This is a genomic window from Homoserinibacter sp. YIM 151385 (genome assembly GCF_027912415.1).
Classification (GTDB): Bacteria; Actinomycetota; Actinomycetes; order Actinomycetales; family Microbacteriaceae; genus Schumannella.
Window position 1 is genome coordinate 1,389,522 of the sequence record NZ_CP115175.1, and the last position, 15,032, is coordinate 1,404,553.

16 protein-coding genes are annotated in these 15,032 nt (G+C 72.3%); 4 read left to right on the top strand and 12 right to left on the bottom strand.

The window, feature by feature from the left end; translation table 11 throughout:
• Positions 1-68 precede the first annotated feature (68 nt).
• A complete protein-coding gene (locus OF852_RS06760; protein ID WP_271121034.1) occupies positions 69-1,130 on the bottom strand; it encodes a 3-isopropylmalate dehydrogenase in 1,062 nt (353 codons plus the stop codon).
• A gap of 204 nt (positions 1,131-1,334) precedes the next feature.
• Here OF852_RS06760 and OF852_RS06765 point away from each other — a divergent pair, with 204 nt between their 5' ends.
• Positions 1,335-1,583, top strand: a complete 249-nt coding sequence (locus tag OF852_RS06765) for a DUF6458 family protein (RefSeq protein ID WP_271121035.1) — start codon at positions 1,335-1,337, stop codon at positions 1,581-1,583.
• An 82-nt stretch (positions 1,584-1,665) separates the two neighbouring features.
• Here OF852_RS06765 and OF852_RS06770 read toward each other — a convergent pair whose 3' ends face one another.
• Complete coding sequence (locus tag OF852_RS06770) at positions 1,666-3,192, bottom strand: MFS transporter (RefSeq protein ID WP_271121131.1); 1,527 nt, start codon at positions 3,190-3,192, stop codon at positions 1,666-1,668.
• A 63-nt stretch (positions 3,193-3,255) separates the two neighbouring features.
• On the opposite strand from OF852_RS06770, the gene OF852_RS06775 reads away from it, so the two are divergent.
• A complete protein-coding gene (locus tag OF852_RS06775) occupies positions 3,256-3,807 on the top strand; it encodes a TetR/AcrR family transcriptional regulator (protein ID WP_271121036.1) in 552 nt (183 codons plus the stop codon).
• A 130-nt stretch (positions 3,808-3,937) separates the two neighbouring features.
• Here OF852_RS06775 and OF852_RS06780 read toward each other — a convergent pair whose 3' ends face one another.
• The 3 genes from OF852_RS06780 to serA are packed head-to-tail and all read right to left on the bottom strand — an operon-like array spanning position 3,938 to position 6,322.
• Positions 3,938-4,318 carry a hypothetical protein gene (locus tag OF852_RS06780; protein WP_271121037.1) on the bottom strand — a complete coding sequence of 127 codons (381 nt, stop codon included), beginning with the start codon at positions 4,316-4,318 and terminating at the stop codon, positions 3,938-3,940.
• A 41-nt stretch (positions 4,319-4,359) separates the two neighbouring features.
• On the bottom strand, positions 4,360-4,746 hold the full coding sequence (locus OF852_RS06785; protein ID WP_271121038.1) for a hypothetical protein: 387 nt from the start codon (positions 4,744-4,746) through the stop codon (positions 4,360-4,362).
• Positions 4,730-6,322, bottom strand: coding sequence for a phosphoglycerate dehydrogenase (serA, locus tag OF852_RS06790; protein WP_271121039.1), 1,593 nt, complete (start codon positions 6,320-6,322; stop codon positions 4,730-4,732). Before serA ends, OF852_RS06785 begins: the two co-directional genes overlap by 17 nt.
• A gap of 99 nt (positions 6,323-6,421) precedes the next feature.
• On the opposite strand from serA, the gene OF852_RS06795 reads away from it, so the two are divergent.
• Entirely contained in the window at positions 6,422-6,826 is a 405-nt protein-coding gene (locus tag OF852_RS06795) for a DoxX family protein (RefSeq protein WP_271121040.1), read from the top strand.
• A 10-nt stretch (positions 6,827-6,836) separates the two neighbouring features.
• Here OF852_RS06795 and OF852_RS06800 read toward each other — a convergent pair whose 3' ends face one another.
• From OF852_RS06800 to ilvD, 7 genes are all read right to left on the bottom strand, one after another.
• Complete coding sequence (locus OF852_RS06800) at positions 6,837-7,211, bottom strand: hypothetical protein (RefSeq protein WP_271121041.1); 375 nt, start codon at positions 7,209-7,211, stop codon at positions 6,837-6,839.
• Positions 7,208-7,708 (bottom strand): hypothetical protein, encoded by a 501-nt coding sequence (locus tag OF852_RS06805; protein ID WP_271121042.1) that lies wholly within the window; start codon positions 7,706-7,708, stop codon positions 7,208-7,210. Before OF852_RS06805 ends, OF852_RS06800 begins: the two co-directional genes overlap by 4 nt.
• Before the next feature lie 11 nt (positions 7,709-7,719).
• Entirely contained in the window at positions 7,720-8,868 is a 1,149-nt protein-coding gene (locus OF852_RS06810) for a mannitol-1-phosphate 5-dehydrogenase (RefSeq protein ID WP_271121043.1), read from the bottom strand.
• Positions 8,869-9,008: 140 nt separating this feature from the next.
• Positions 9,009-10,034, bottom strand: coding sequence for a ketol-acid reductoisomerase (gene ilvC, locus OF852_RS06815; RefSeq protein ID WP_271121044.1), 1,026 nt, complete (start codon positions 10,032-10,034; stop codon positions 9,009-9,011).
• Between the two features lie 32 nt (positions 10,035-10,066).
• Entirely contained in the window at positions 10,067-10,576 is a 510-nt protein-coding gene (gene ilvN / locus OF852_RS06820; protein ID WP_271121045.1) for an acetolactate synthase small subunit, read from the bottom strand.
• Positions 10,576-12,393, bottom strand: a complete 1,818-nt coding sequence (locus tag OF852_RS06825; protein ID WP_271121046.1) for an acetolactate synthase large subunit — start codon at positions 12,391-12,393, stop codon at positions 10,576-10,578. The genes ilvN and OF852_RS06825 overlap by 1 nt, the downstream gene beginning before the upstream one ends.
• Positions 12,394-12,439: 46 nt before the next feature.
• The gene (gene ilvD, locus OF852_RS06830) at positions 12,440-14,158 is read right to left on the bottom strand and encodes a dihydroxy-acid dehydratase (RefSeq protein WP_271121047.1); all 1,719 of its coding nucleotides are present in this window, start codon (positions 14,156-14,158) and stop codon (positions 12,440-12,442) included.
• A gap of 40 nt (positions 14,159-14,198) precedes the next feature.
• Between ilvD and OF852_RS06835 the strand changes: the two genes are divergently transcribed.
• Complete coding sequence (locus OF852_RS06835; RefSeq protein ID WP_271121048.1) at positions 14,199-14,972, top strand: SDR family oxidoreductase; 774 nt, start codon at positions 14,199-14,201, stop codon at positions 14,970-14,972.
• Positions 14,973-15,032 lie beyond the last annotated feature (60 nt).

Genomic DNA, 15,032 nt, shown 5'->3' on the forward strand with positions numbered 1-15,032 from the left:
GTCGGTCTCTTCTTCCGTGGATCAGGTCCATCCTGCCAAGCTCGGGCGGGATCCGGACCCTTTCGGTCTTATTGGAGCCGGTCTTCTCGGAGCCGGGCCGCGATCGCGTCGCCCACCTCGGAGGTGGCGCGTGCGGCGTCGCCTCGTTCGGCGAGGTCGGCCGAGACCGCCTCGCGGATGCGCTCGGCCGCATCCTCCAGCTCGAGGTGGTCGAGGAGGAGGGATGCGGAGAGGATCGCCGCGGTCGGGTCGGCCTTCTGCTGGCCCGCGATGTCGGGTGCGGAGCCGTGGACGGGCTCGAACATCGAGGGGAACGCGCCGTCGGGGTTGATGTTGCCCGAGGCCGCCAGTCCGATGCCGCCGCTGATCGCGCCCGCAAGATCGGTGAGGATGTCGCCGAAGAGGTTGTCCGTGACGATGACGTCGAATCTAGCAGGGTCGGTGACCATGAAGATGGTCGCCGCGTCCACGTGGAGGTAGCCCACCTCGACGCCCGGGTGCTCGGCCGCGACCGCATCCACGGTCCGCTGCCAGAGGGAGCCGGCGTGGGTGAGGACGTTCGTCTTGTGGACGAGCGTGACCTTGCGGCGGCGGCGCTCGGCGAGCGCGAAGCCGGCGCGCACGAGGCGCTCGACGCCGAAGGCCGTGTTGACGCTCACCTCGTTCGCGATCTCGTGCGGGGTGCCGCGGCGGATGTTGCCGCCGTTGCCGACGTACGGCCCCTCGGTGCCCTCGCGGACGACGACGAAGTCGACCTCGCCGGGCTCGGCGAGCGGGCTCGGCACGCTCGGGTAGACGACGGTGGGGCGGAGGTTGACGTAGTGGTCGAGCGCGAAGCGGAGCTTGAGGAGCAGCCCGCGCTCGATGATGCCGCCCGCGAGGCGCGCATCGCGGGGGTCGCCGCCGACCGCGCCGAGCAGGATCGCGTCGTGGCGGGCGAGCGCGGCGACGTCCTCGTCATCGAGGATGCGGCCCGTCTCGAGGTAGTGGCCGGCGCCGAAGGGGTACTCGGCGAGCGCGAGCTCGACCGAGTCGCCGACGGCCGCGCGGAGGACCTTGAGCGCCTCCTCGACGACCTCCGGTCCGATGCCGTCCCCTCGGATGACGGCGATGTCGAGTCGACGGGGCACAGCGCACTCCTCCCGGCCGGCCGGGAGGCCGTCCACGCGATTGTCAGGTGACATCCAGAAAGGTCCGCGACGCCCGTGCGGACGGGGCGCGGTCGCTCTCGAGCCTACCGCGGAACCCGCCCGCGACCGGGTGGCCACTGGGCGGCGGGCGGCTCCGGGTCTAACGTCTGAGGCACCTGATCCGTACGAGAAAGGGACACCCCGATGAGCATCGGACTCGGCATCTTCCTCTTCGTCGTCGGCGCGATCCTCACCTTCGCGCTCGACGTCTCCGTGAACTGGATCGACCTCGACCTCGTCGGCTACATCCTCATGGGCGCGGGCGTCGTCGTCGTCGTGATCGGCATCGCGCTCCTCGCGCGCCGCCGTGCGAGCGTCACGACCGAGCGCTCGGGCGTGGACCCGGCCTCCGGCCAGCGCGTCACGCAGCGGTCGACCGAGAGCGACCTCTAGGCGCGAGCCGCCGATCGGCTCAGCCGCCCGTGCTCGTCGTTCGACGACGAGGGCAGACGTCTGAGCCGGTCTGCGACGCGCCTCAGGCGCGCACGCGCCGCAGCACCACGAGCGAGATCGTCACCGCGAGCGCCATGAGCGCCGCCCCCACGAGACTCGTCGAGAGCACGCCCGAGTCGAAGGCGTGCCGCGCCGACTCGAGGAGCACCGCGCCCTCGGCGCCGCCGACGCGCTCGGCCGCCTCGCCGGCCGCCGCGAGCGTCTCGCGGGCCGCCGCCGCATCCTCCGCCCCGATCCCGGCCGGGATCTCGAGCGAGCTGCGGTAGGCCGCCGCGAGCACGCTCCCGAGCACCGCGGTGCCGAGCACCGCGCCGAGCTCGTAGGCGGTCTCCGAGACGGCGGAGGCGGCCCCCGCCTTCGCCGGCGGGACGCTCGCGATGATGAGGTCGTTGGACAGGGTCTCGGCCGTGCCGATGCCGAGGCCCAGCAGCGCGAAGGCGAGCACGACGGGGCCCGTTCCCGCATCCCCTCCCGTGATCGCCATGACGACGTAGGCCGCGAGCGAGATCGAGAGCGCGCCCGCGATGACGAAGGCCGGCCGGATGCGCTTCACGAGCACGACCGCGAGGAGGCCGGAGGCGATCATCGTGACGACGCCGGGCGCGAGCGCGATGGCGGCGTCGAGCGGGCTGAGCCCCACGACGAGCTGCAGATGCTGCGTCGCGAAGAACAGGAAGCCGACGAGCGAGAAGACGCTCACGAGATTGATCACGACGCCGCCGCCGAACGCGGGCACGGCGAACAGCCCGACGTCGAGCATGGGGTTCGGACGGCGGCGCATCCGCCGCACGAACAGCGCTCCCGCCACGACGCCGATCGCGGCGAGGGCGATCGCGAGCGGGTCGATGCCCTCCGTGGCGACGTGCTTGATCGCGAAGACGACGGGCGCCAGCGCGGCCATGCTGAGGGCGATCCCCGCGGCGTCGATCGGGCCGGGCTCGGGGTCGCGCGACTCGCGGATGAGGATCGGCGCGAGCACGAGGAGCGGCAGCAGCACGGGCACCGCGATGAGGAACACCGAGCCCCACCAGAAGTGCTCGAGCAGCACCCCGCCGACGACGGGGCCGATCGCCGAGCCGACCGAGAAGCCGGTCGCCCAGATCGCGATCGCGAGGCGGCGCTGGCGCCGGTCGAGGAAGAGCGATCGAAGGAGCGAGAGCGTCGAGGGCATGAGCATCGCGCCGAAGACGCCGAGGAGGGCGCGGGCCGCGACGAGCCAGGCGCCGTCGGGCGCGACGGCGGCGAGCGCCGAGACGACGCCGAAGCCGCTCGCGCCGATGAGGAGCATCCGCCGGCGGCCGTAGCGGTCGCCCAGGTTGCCCATGGCGACGAGGAGGCCGGCGAGGACGAGCGGGTAGATGTCGACGATCCAGAGCTGGCCGGCGGCGCTCGGGCGCAGCTCGGCCGCGATCTCGGGGAGCGCGAAGCTCAGCACCGTGTTGTCGATCGAGATCAGCAGCACGGGGAGCATGAGCACCACGAGCGCCGCCCACTCGCGGCGGCCGGCGCGGGGGGCCTCGGGATCCGGCTCGCGGCTCGCGGCAGGGATCGGGGTCGGCTGGGTGCGTGTCACGAGTCGAAACTATACCGTCTGGACGGTAGAGTTTCAGGCATGCCGAGACCCTCGAACCGCGACGCGATCCTCGACGCCTTCGCCGCGATCCTCGACGAGCAGGGCGACCGCCCCGCCACGCTCGACGCGGTCGCCGAGCGGGCGGGCGTCTCGAAGGGCGGCCTCCTCTACCACTACGGCTCGAAGGAGCAGCTCGTCGCGGGCCTCGTCGCGCGGCTCGACGACCTCGTCGCCGAGGACGCCCGGGCCATCCGCGCCGACCCCGACGGCCCCCTCACGGCCTTCCTCCGGGTCTCCGTCGCCGACGACAGCGCCCTCGACCGCACGATGACGGCGCTCCTCCGCATCGCCCAGGACGAGCGGTACCCGGAGGCCCTCGCGGCGCTCCGTCGCGCGGAGCGGGCGTGGCGCGCCATCGTCGAGGAGTCGATCCCCGACGACCCGCTGCTCTCGCGGATGGTGCTGCTCATCAGCGACGGGATGTACTTCTCCTCGCTGCTCGACGTGACCGCGGCGCCCCGCGTCGACCGCGAGGATGCCGCGGCCATGGTCGCCGCGATCGAGACCCTCCGGGCCGCGCGCCGCGGCTGAGCCGGCGCCGCATCCACGACTCCCCCGCGACGCGGCACGGCGGCCGGCATGCACGTCGACGACGTCGTCGCCGGCCCGCTCGCGGCGGATCCGTGCGCGCTGCGGTGCTGCGGCCCCGCGCGGGCTGAGCTCAGACGAACGCGACGGCGAACTGCGCCGCGAAGGAGGCGATGAGCGTCAGCACGTGCGCCGCCCCGATGCCGACCGCCGCCCCGGCGAGCGCACGCGCCGGCTCCGGACGCGCGAGCGAGATCCAGCCGAGCACGAGCCCGACCAGGGCGATGAGCCCGGAGACCAGCCCGATCGCGGCGAGCATCGCGCCGAGCGAGGAGACCGACAGCGCGAGGGACTGCGCGACGAGCGGGAGGAGGGTCGCGAACACGGACTGCCCGATCGCGATCAGCACCGAGACGCCGGCGACCGCGATCGCCGCCCTCGCGAGCGGAGAGCCGACCGGCGTGCCCGGCGACGGCTGGGATGCGGACGGGGCGGCGGGCGTGGGGGCGCTCATGGGACCGAGCCTACGCAGGCCCGCCGCGGTCGGCCAGGGGCTCAGACGCTCGCGAGCGCCCCGGCGACGAACCCGGCGGCCGCCTGCACGAGCGCGAGCGAGGCGACGCCCGTCGCCGCACCGGCCGACCCCTTGGCGACGCCCGGACGGCGCAGGGCGACGATCCCGACGGCGAGCGTCACGACCGCCAGGATCACCCGGACGACCGCCAGGGCGAGGAGCGTCGCGGCGACGGCTCCGGGATCGCTCGACCGCGCGTCGAAGGTGCCCTCGCCGAGCTCCACGGGCATCGTGAGCAGCCGGGGCGCGACCGCGCTCCACACCGTCTGGACGACGACCAGCGCCGCGAGCGCGACCGCGAGGACCAGTGCCGCGCGGCCCAGCGCATCCCTCCGAGGCGGGACGGCGGGCTCAGTCGAGGACGACATCGATCTCGCGGAGCAGGTCCGCGTCGATCGCGCTCGCGACCTGCTCGAGGAGGCCGTCCGGCGCCGGCGAGTCGATCGTGAGGACGCTCAGCGCCGCCCCGCCCGCGCTGCGGCGCGCGATCTGCATGCCCGCGATGTTGATCCCGGCATCCCCGAACTCCTTGCCGTAGACCGCGACGATGCCGGGCCGATCGGTGTAGAGCATCACGACGTGGTGGCGCGCGATCGGCACCTCGACGTCGTAGCCGTTGATCTCGACGATCTTCTCGATCTGCTTCGTGCCGGTGAGGGTGCCCGAGACGGAGATCTGGGTGCCGTCCGCGAGGGCGCCGCGGATGGTGAGGACGTTGCGGTACTCCTCGCTCGTCGCCTCCGTGATGAGGCGGACGGCGACGCCGCGCTGCTCGGCGAGGAGCGGCGCGTTCACATAGGAGACCTGCTCGGAGACGATGTTCGAGAAGATCCCCTTGAGCGCCGCGAGCTTCAGGACGCTCACGTCGTAGTCGACGAGCTCGCCGCGCACCTCCACATCGACCGAGGCGAGCGGGCTGTCGGCGAGGCCGACGAAGACCTGGCCCAGCTTCTCGATGAGCGGGATGCCGGGGCGGACGTAGGGGTCGATGACGCCGCCGGCGACGTTGACCGCGTCCGGCACGAGCTCGCCGCCGAGGGCGAGGCGCACGCTGCGCGCGACCGAGACGCCCGCCTTCTCCTGGGCCTCCTCGGTCGAGGCGCCGAGGTGCGGGGTCACGATGATGTTCGGTGCGCTCGTGAGGAGGTCGTCCTTCGGCGGCTCCGAGGTGAAGACGTCGATGCCGGCGCCCGCGATCTCGCCCGCGTGGAGGGCCGCCGCGAGGGCCGCCTCGTCGACGAGCCCGCCGCGCGCGACGTTCACGACGAAGGCGCTCGGCTTCATGGCCTTGAGCTGCGCCTCGCCGATCATGCCCGTCGTCTCGGGGGTCTTCGGCATGTGGATCGTGATGAAGTCGCTCTCGGCGACGAGCTCGTCGAGCGAGAGGAGCCGCACCCCGAGCTGCTGCGCGCGGGCAGCCGAGATGTAGGGGTCGTAGGCGACGACCTCGACCCCGAAGGCCTGCAGGCGGCTCGCGATGAGCGCGCCGATCCGGCCGAGGCCGATGATGCCGACGGTCTTCTCGTAGAGCTCGACGCCCGTGTACTTCGAGCGCTTCCACTCGCCGCCGGCGAGGCTCGCGTGCGCGGCCGGGATGTGGCGCGCGAGGCTGAGGATGTGGCCGATCGTGAGCTCGGCCGCGCTGATGATGTTGGACGTCGGCGCGTTGACGACCATGACCCCCGCGGTGGTCGCGGCGGGGATGTCGACGTTGTCGAGCCCGACGCCCGCGCGCGCGATCACCTTGAGCTGCGGGGCCGCGGCGATCGCCTCGGCGTCCATGCGGGTCGCGGAGCGGACGAGCACGGCATCCGCGCCCGCGAGGGCCGCGAGGAGCGCCGGGCGGTCGGTGCCGTCCACGGAGCGGATGTCGAAGTCGGGCCCGAGAGCGTCGACGGTGGCGGGGGACAGTTCTTCGGCGATCAGGACGACCGGCTTGGCCACGATTCTTCGATTCCTTCGGCTGCGCGAGCGAGAGCACGACGAGCCTACCGCGGCGGCGGCCGGCCTCCCGACGGCGGGTCGCCGTGTGACGATGGGGGCATGACCGCCGCCGAGATCGCGCTGCTCGCGCTCCGCATCCTCCTCGCCGCGGCCTTCGTCGGGATGGGCGTCGCGCACTTCCTGCCCGGCCCCGCCCGCGGGATGCGGGCCATGATCCCCGGTGCGCTCCGCCGCCCCGGGCTCCCCTCCCCCGCGGCGCTCGTCGCGCTCACGGGCGTCTGCGAGATCGCGGGCGGCCTCGGCCTCCTGGCGCCCTGGGCGCCGCTGCGCGCGGCCGCCGGCATCGCGCTCGCGGTGTTCCTCGTCGCCGTCTTCCCGGCGAACGCGGTCGCGGCGCGCGACCCGGAGCGCTTCGGGCGGGCCGCGATCCCGCTCGTGCCGCGCGCGATCGCGCAGCTCCTCCTCATCGCGCTCGTGCTGCTCGCGGGGCTCGCGCCCGTCTAGGCCGGCGGTCTCAGCCGATGGTCGACGCGGCGAACACGAGCGCGACGCCGAGCGCGCACACGGTCGCGAGGGATGCCGTCAAGACGATCGCGCGGTCGAAGACCGGGCGCCCGCGCGCGACGAGCAGCGCGCCCGCGAAGCCGAGCACCGGCAGCGCGACCCACAGCGACATCCACAGCCACGGCGTCGCCTCGGCCCGGCCGAAGGCCTCGTACACCTGGGTGGTCTGCACCATGTTCCCGATCGCGCGGAGCAGCTGATACGCGAAGAGCACCGCGAATACGAGGGAGGTCGCGACCGCCCACCAGCGCGGCTCGCCGGGCTCCTCGGTCTCGATCGCGACCGGCTCCAGCTCCTCGCCCTCCGGCGTCCGCCCGCCGCTCACGAGGCCGCCCCGACCAGGAGCGGCAGGATCGGCCACGGCACGAGCAGCCCCGTGCCGAGCGCGAGCCAGCCGAGGCGGATGCGGAGGCGGCGGTCCCGGGTGAGGTGCAGCGTCGTCGCGAACCACAGGCCGGGCGCGATCATCGTGAGGAAGTCGCCGAGGCCGTCGAGCACGGCGGTCACGCCGAGCGCGGCCGTGCCGAAGCGCTGCTGCACGGTGAGGATCCAGCCGATCGTGAGGAGGAGGAAGACGAGCGCGAAGAGGCCGGTCGCGAAGGTGCGGCCGCCCTGGCCGCGCGAGGATCCCGAGGCGACGGCCACGGCGTCCGAGCCCTCGGCGTCGCCGCCGTCCGCGCCCTCGTCGTCCGCGCCCGCCCGACGGCGGTCCACCGCCGCCATGCGGTCCTCGACGCCGCTGCGGCCGAGCTCCTCGTCGCCCTCCCAGCGCAGGGCGTCGTCGTCCGGCTCCAGATCGGGATCCGGGGTCCGCTCCGTCATCCGGGGCGGACCTAGCGGTCCAGGCGCAGCTGGAAGACCTCGACCAGGTGCGGGAAGAGCGGGTGCGACGGCTCGATGCCGGTCACGGTCTCGGCGAGGTCGGCGGCGTCGCGGCCGGAGGCGAGGAGCTGCTGGAGCTCGACGCTCTCGGCGTCCGCGGCGACGTCGAAGCGGAGCGCGGCGCCCACCGCGTTGAGGAGATCCCACGCCGTCTCGCCGCGCTCGACGAGCTCCGCGGCCGGCGCGATGAAGCGCTCGTGCCGGGAGAGCTTGCGGAGCGGCCCGCGGCCGACGCGCTCGCAGGTGTCCGGCAGCTCGGGGTTCGAGATGCGCGCGAGCGTCTTCTCGATGTACGCCTGCTGCTCCTCCTCCGAGAAGCCGTGCTTGAGCACGATGAGGCGCTTCGTCTCGTCGAGGACGGCACGCACCTCCGCCTGGAGCTCGGGTGAGGCGAGCGCCTCGCGGATCGACTCCCAGCCCCGGTCGGTGCCATGGTACGCGGCGGTCGCGTGGGCCGTGTTGACCGTGAAGAGCTTCCGCTCGATGAAGGGGGCGAGATCCTCGACCCAGGTCACCCCCGAGATCTCGGGCGGCGCTCCCTGCCAGTCGGGGTGGCGCTCGAAGGCGGTGCGGTCGACGACCCACTCCGAGAAGGACTCGATCGTGACGTCGAGGCCGCCGTGCTGCTCCGGCACGATGCGGTCGATCGCGCAGTTCGCGAAGACCGCGCGCGAGGCGTCGCCGTGGGTGCGGACCGCCTCCGCGAGGATGTCGGTGCCGCCGATCGCGTTCTCGCAGGCGATCACGACGAGGGGCGCGGCGCCCTCCGCGCGGGCCGCGAGGCCGCGGGCCACGAGCGGGGCGACGAACGGCAGGATCCGGGCGCCGACCGCCGTCGTGACGAGGTCGGCCTGCGCGATCTCGGCCACGACCTCCGCCTCGTGGTCGCGGCTGTTGATGGCGCGGTAGCCGTCGACGACGTGGTCGCGTGCGTCGTGCCCGACCTCGTGCACGGTGTAGCTCGAGCGCGCCTGGAGCGCGCCGATGAGCTCGTCGCTCACATCGGCGAAGACGACCTCGTAGCCGCTCTCGTGGAGGAACTGGGCGACGAAGCCCCGGCCGATGTTGCCCGCACCGAAGTGCACCGCTGTCTTGGTCACGAGGCGATCCTACGCGCCGCGGGGCGTCCTCCCGGCGCTTCCCACAGCGCAGCCCGCTCGGTACGGACACCCGGAATGCACGAGGGACCCCGCCATGACGGGGTCCCTCGCGTGACAGACGTGTCTATCGCACCTGGTGACTAGCGGGCGGCCGAACCGTCCACGTAGTCGGCGTCCTGCTGCTTCCACGAGAAGAGGGCGCGGAGCTCCTTGCCGGTCACCTCGATGGGGTGCTGCTCGGCCTTCGCGCGCAGCTCGGTGAACTCGGGCGCGCCCGCGTCCTGGTCGCCGATGAAGCGCTCCGCGAAGGCACCCGACTGGATGTCCGCGAGGACCGCCTTCATGTTCTCCTTGACGTCGGGAGAGATGACGCGCGGACCCGAGACGTAGTCGCCGTACTCGGCCGTGTCGGAGACCGACCAGCGCTGCTTGGCGATGCCGCCCTCCCACATGAGGTCGACGATGAGCTTGAGCTCGTGGAGCACCTCGAAGTAGGCGATCTGCGGCTGGTAGCCGGCCTCGGTGAGGACCTCGAAGCCGTACTGCACGAGCTGCGAGGTGCCGCCGCAGAGGACCGCCTGCTCGCCGAAGAGGTCCGTCTCGGTCTCCTCGGTGAAGGTCGTCTTGATGACGCCGGCGCGCGTGCCGCCGATCGCCTTCGCATAGGACTTCGCGGTCTCCCAGGCGGAGCCCGTCGCGTCGACCTCGACGGCGATGATGTCCGGGATGCCGCGGCCGGCGACGAACTCGCGGCGCACCGTGTGGCCGGGGGCCTTCGGGGCGACGAGGATGACGTCGACGCCCTCGGGCGCGTCGATGTAGCCGAAGCGGATGTTGAAGCCGTGCGCGAAGGCGAGCGTCTTGCCCGGCGTGAGCTTGTCCTTGATGGAGTCGGCGAAGATCGAGCGCTGGTGCTGGTCCGGCGCGAGGATCATGATGAGGTCGGCCCACTCGGCGGCGTCGGCGACGCTGGAGACCTCGAAGCCCTCCTCCTGCGCCTTCGCGGTCGACTTCGAGCCGTCCTTGAGCGCGATGCGGACCTCGACGCCCGAGTCGCGGAGGTTCTGGGCGTGGGCGTGGCCCTGCGAGCCGTAGCCGACGATGGCCACCTTCTTGCCCTGGATGATCGACAGGTCGGCGTCCTGGTCGTAGAAGATCTCGGTCACTGTTGGTTCTCTCCTTGTTGGGGTCAGAGGGGTCAGGAGCGCAGGACGCGCTCGGTGATGCTCTTCGGGCCGCGGCCCATCGCGAGCAGGCCGGACTGGGCGAGCTCGCGGATGCCGTACGGCTCGAGGACGCGGAGGAAGGCCTGCACCTTGCCGCTGTCGCCCGTGACCTCGATCACGAGCGCATCCGTGGCCACGTCGACGACGCGGGCGCGGAACAGGTTCACGGCCTCAAGGATCTGCGAGCGGGTCGTGTTGTCGACGCGCACCTTGACGAGCAGGTGCTCGCGCTGCACGGAGGCGTTCGGGTCGAGCTCCACGATCTTGATGACGTTGACGAGCTTGTTGAGCTGCTTCGTCACCTGCTCGAGCGGGAGCTCGTCGACATCCACGACGACCGTGATCCGCGAGAGCCCCGGGATCTCGGTCGGGCCGACCGCGAGCGAGTTGATGTTGAAGCCGCGGCGGGCGAACAGCCCCGCGACGCGGGTGAGGAGGCCCGGCTTGTCCTCGACCAGCAGCGACAGCACATGCGCGCTCATCACTCGTCCTCCCACTCCGGCGCGTGCTCCCGCGCGTACTGGACCTGCGAGTTGCCGACGCCCTGCGGGACCATCGGCCACACCATCGCGTCCCGGCTGACGACGAAGTCGATCACGACGGGACGGTCGTTCGTCTCGAGCGCGAGCGTGATCGCGGCGTCGATCTCCTCCTTCTTCGTGACGCGGATGCCGAGGGCGCCGTAGGCGTCGGCGAGCTTCACGAAGTCGGGCACCATGCGGGTCTGCTCGCCGTCCTTGACCGATCCCGTGTTCAGGTCGGTGAAGGAGTGGCGGCCGTCGTAGAAGAGCGTCTGCCACTGGCGCACCATGCCGAGCGAGGAGTTGTTGATGATCGCGACCTTGATGGGGATGTCGTTGATCGTGCAGGTGGCGAGCTCCTGATTGGTCATCTGGAAGCAGCCGTCGCCGTCGATCGCCCACACCGTGCGGTGCGGCTCCGCGACCTTCGCGCCCATCGCGGCGGGCACCGAGTAGCCCATCGTGCCGGCGCCGCCCGAGTTGAGCCAGGCGTGCGGGCGCTCGTACTTGATGAACTGCGCGGCCCACATCTGGTGCTGGCCGACCCCGGCCGCGTAGACGGCCTCGGGGCCCGAGAGCGCGCCGATCCGCTCGATGACGTGCTGGGGCGAGAGGAGGCCGTCATCCGGCTCCGTGTAGCCGAGCGGGAAGTTGGCGCGCAGCTGCTCGAGGCGCGTCCACCAGTCGGCGTAGTCGGGCTTCGCCGAGCCGCCGAGCTGGCCGACCGCGTCGATGAGGTCCGCGATGACCTCCTTCGCATCCCCCACGATCGGCACGTCGGTCGCCATGATCTTGCCGATCTCGGCCGGATCGATGTCGACGTGGACGATCTTCGCCTCGGGCGCGAACTCGCTCACCTTGCCGGTGACCCGGTCGTCGAAGCGGGCGCCGAAGGAGATGATGAGGTCCGACTCCTGGAGGCCGAGCACGGCCGGCACGGAGCCGTGCATGCCCGGCATGCCGAGGTGCTGCGGGTGGGAGTCCGGGAAGGCGCCGCGGGCCATGAGCGTCGTGACGACGGGGGCGCCGGTCAGCTCGGCGAGCTTCAGCAGCTCGGCGTGCGCACCGGAGCGGATGACGCCGCCGCCCACGTAGAGGACGGGCTTCCGCGAGGAGAGCAGGAGCTCCGCCGCCGCGACGATCTGCTTGCCGTGCGCCTTCGTGACGGGGCGGTAGCCGGGCAGCTCGACCTTCGGCGGCCAGATGAACGGCGCCGAGTTCTGCTGCGCGTCCTTCGTGACGTCGACGAGCACGGGGCCGGGGCGTCCGGTCGTCGCGATCTGGTAGGCGGCCGCGAGCGTCGCGGGCACGTCCTCGGGGCGGCGCACCAGGAAGGAGTGCTTCGTGATCGGCATCGTGATGCCCACGATGTCGACCTCCTGGAAGGCGTCCGTGCCCATGACGGTCGAGAACACCTGGCCGGTGAGCGCGATCATCGGCACGGAGTCCATGTGCGCGTCCGCGATCGCGGTCACGAGGTTCGTGGCGCCGGGACCGCTCGTCGCGATCGCGACGCCGACGCGACCCGAGGCCGCGGCGTAGCCCTCGGCCGCGTGGCCGGCGCCCTGCTCGTGACGGACCAGGATGTGGCGCACCGCCTCCGAGGCCATGAGCTCGTCGTAGAACGGCATGATCGCGCCGCCCGGGAGGCCGAAGACGTCGGTGACGCCGAGCTTCTCGAGGGTGGCGAGGATCTGGCCGGAGCCGGTCAGGATGGGCGGCTCGCCGCCCGCGGCAGGGCGCGGCGCGGCGGGCGCAGCGGATGCATCCGCAGTCATAGGGGGTGTCCTTCGTGTCGTGAAGAGCTGGTGAGAGGAGCGCGAGCTACCCCGTGACGGCGCCTTCCGCGGCGGAGCGCACGAGCTTGGAGTACTTCGCGAGGACGCCACGGGTATAGCGCGGAGGAAGCGGAGCCCAGCCGTCGCGGCGGGCTTCCAGCTCGGCCGGATCGACCAGTAGGTCGATCGACCGGGCTGCGATATCGACCCGGATCTGATCACCATCTCTCACGAAGGCGATGGGACCTGCGTCGACAGCCTCGGGAGCGATGTGGCCGACGCACAGGCCGGTTGTGCCGCCTGAGAATCGTCCGTCGGTCAAGAGTAGTACATCCTTGCCGAGCCCCGCGCCCTTGATGGCGGCCGTGATGGCGAGCATCTCGCGCATGCCCGGGCCGCCCTTGGGGCCCTCGAAGCGGATGACGACGACGTCGCCGGCCGCGATCTCGCCGTTCGTGAGCGCATCCATCGCCGCCCGCTCGCGCTCGAAGACGCGCGCGGGGCCCTCGAAGGTCGCGGCGTCGAAGCCCGCGGTCTTGACGACGGCGCCCTCGGGGGCGAGCGAGCCCTTGAGGATCGTGAGGCCGCCCGTCTCGTGGATCGGGTCGTCGAGCTGACGCAGCACCGCGCCGTCGAGCTTCGGCGGGTCGATGTCGGCGAGGTTCTCGGCGAGCGTCTTGCCGGTGACGGTGAGCGCGTCGCCGTGCATGAGGCCGGCATCCAGGAGCGCCTTCATGAGCACGGGGAGGCCCCCGCGGCGGTCGACGTCGTTCATGACGTACTGGCCGAAGGGCTTGAGGTCGCCGATGTGCGGCACCTTCGAGCCGATGCGGTTGAAGTCGTCGAGGGTCAGCTCGACCTCCGCCTCGTGCGCGATCGCGAGCAGGTGCAGCACGATGTTCGTCGAGCCGCCGAGCGCCATGCCGACCGCGATCGCGTTCTCGAAGGCCTTCTTCGTCAGGATCGTCCGCGCCGTGATGCCGGTGCGCAGCAGGTTCACGACGGCCTCGCCCGAGCGGTGCGCGTAGTAGTCGCGGCGGCGGTCGTAGCTGGGCGGCGAGGCGGAGCCGGGGATCGACAGCCCGAGCGCCTCCGCGACGCTCGCCATGGTGTTCGCGGTGTACATGCCGCCGCAGGAGCCCTCGCCCGGCGCGAAGGCGCACTCGATCGTCTTCGCGTCCTCGAGGCTCATCTTGCCGGCCTTGACCGCGCCGACGGCCTCGAAGGAGTCGATGATCGTGATCTCCTTCTCCGTGCCGTCGCTCAGGCGCACCCAGCCGGGGGCGATGGAGCCCGCGTAGAGGAAGACGCTCGCGAGGTCGAGGCGCGCGGCCGCCATGAGCATGCCCGGGATGGACTTGTCGCAGCCCGCGAGCAGGACGGAGCCGTCGAGGCGCTCGGCCTGCATGACGGTCTCGACGCTGTCGGCGATGACCTCGCGGCTCACGAGCGAGAAGTGCATGCCCTCGTGACCCATCGAGATGCCGTCGGAGACGGAGACGGTGCCGAACTGGAGCGGGTAGCCGCCGCCCGAGTGCACGCCCTCCTTCGCCGCCTGCGCGAGGCGCGCGAGGCTGAGGTTGCAGGGGGTGATCTCGTTCCAGGAGCTCGCGATGCCGATCTGGGGCTTCTCCCAGTCCTCATCGCCCATGCCGACCGCACGGAGCATCCCGCGGCTCGTCGTGGCCTCGATGCCGTCCGTGACGACACGCGAGCGGGGCTTCCAGTCGGGCGCGCCGGCGCCCTCGGCAGGTGTTTCAGGCATGTGACGAGTGTAGAGCGGCCGGGGGTGCAGGATGGACGGCATGGGACGCCCGGGAGCACTCGTCATCGGCGTCGGCCGCGCCTCCTCGATCGGGGCGGGGATCGCCGCGCGCCTCGCCCGGGAGGGCTGGGACCTCGCGTTCACCCACCGCACCGAGCACGACCTCCGGCTGGGCGGCACGGCCGAGGATCCCGAGCGGATCGCGGCGGAGCTGCGGCAGGCGGGCGCGCGCGTCGTGCACCGCGACCTCGATCTCGCGGACGCGCAGGCCGCGCAGTCGGTCGTCCCCTGGGCGGCCGGCGAGCTCGGGCCGCTGACCGCGCTCGTCCTGACGCACGCCGAGGGCGTCGACAGCGACATCGCCTCCACGAGCGTCGAGAGCTGGGATCGCCACTTCGCGGTCAACGCGCGGGCGAGCTGGCTGCTCGTGCGCGACTTCGCGGCGCAGGCCCCGGGGCTCGAGGCCGAGGGGCCGCGGGCCGGCACCGGCCGAGGCCGCATCGTCGCGCTCACGAGCGACCACGTCGCGTACAACCTGCCCTACGGCGCCTCGAAGGGCGCGCTCGACCGGCTCATCCAGGGCGCCGCGGTCGAGCTCGGCGACCGCGGCATCACCGCGAACCTCGTCAACCCCGGGCCGATCGACACGGGGTGGATGGATGACGCGATCCGGGAATGGGGTCTCACCCGTCAGCGCACGGGGCGCCTCGGCACCCCGGCCGACACGGCATCCCTCGTGGCCTGGCTGCTCTCCCCCGACGCCGGCTGGGTGACGGGCCAGCTCATCACGTCCGACGGCGGCTTCTCGAGCTGAGCCGCGATGCGGGTTTCTCCGCATTCGCCGCGCGGATCCGCGCGGCGAATGCGGAGAAAC

Excerpts from the sequence above, each read along its gene's own strand:
- OF852_RS06785 (WP_271121038.1), bottom strand. The coding sequence starts at position 4,746 with ATGTCGTCCTCGACTGAGCCCGCCGTCCCGCCTCGGAGGGATGCGCTG.
- ilvN (WP_271121045.1), bottom strand. The coding sequence starts at position 10,576 with ATGAGCGCGCATGTGCTGTCGCTGCTGGTCGAGGACAAGCCGGGCCTC.
- OF852_RS06805 (WP_271121042.1), bottom strand. The coding sequence starts at position 7,708 with ATGACGGAGCGGACCCCGGATCCCGATCTGGAGCCGGACGACGACGCC.
- ilvD (WP_271121047.1), bottom strand. The coding sequence starts at position 14,158 with ATGCCTGAAACACCTGCCGAGGGCGCCGGCGCGCCCGACTGGAAGCCC.
- OF852_RS06780 (WP_271121037.1), bottom strand. The coding sequence starts at position 4,318 with ATGAGCGCCCCCACGCCCGCCGCCCCGTCCGCATCCCAGCCGTCGCCG.
- OF852_RS06765 (WP_271121035.1), top strand. The coding sequence starts at position 1,335 with ATGAGCATCGGACTCGGCATCTTCCTCTTCGTCGTCGGCGCGATCCTC.
- OF852_RS06795 (WP_271121040.1), top strand. The coding sequence starts at position 6,422 with ATGACCGCCGCCGAGATCGCGCTGCTCGCGCTCCGCATCCTCCTCGCC.
- OF852_RS06775 (WP_271121036.1), top strand. The coding sequence starts at position 3,256 with ATGCCGAGACCCTCGAACCGCGACGCGATCCTCGACGCCTTCGCCGCG.
- OF852_RS06825 (WP_271121046.1), bottom strand. The coding sequence starts at position 12,393 with ATGACTGCGGATGCATCCGCTGCGCCCGCCGCGCCGCGCCCTGCCGCG.
- OF852_RS06835 (WP_271121048.1), top strand. The coding sequence starts at position 14,199 with ATGGGACGCCCGGGAGCACTCGTCATCGGCGTCGGCCGCGCCTCCTCG.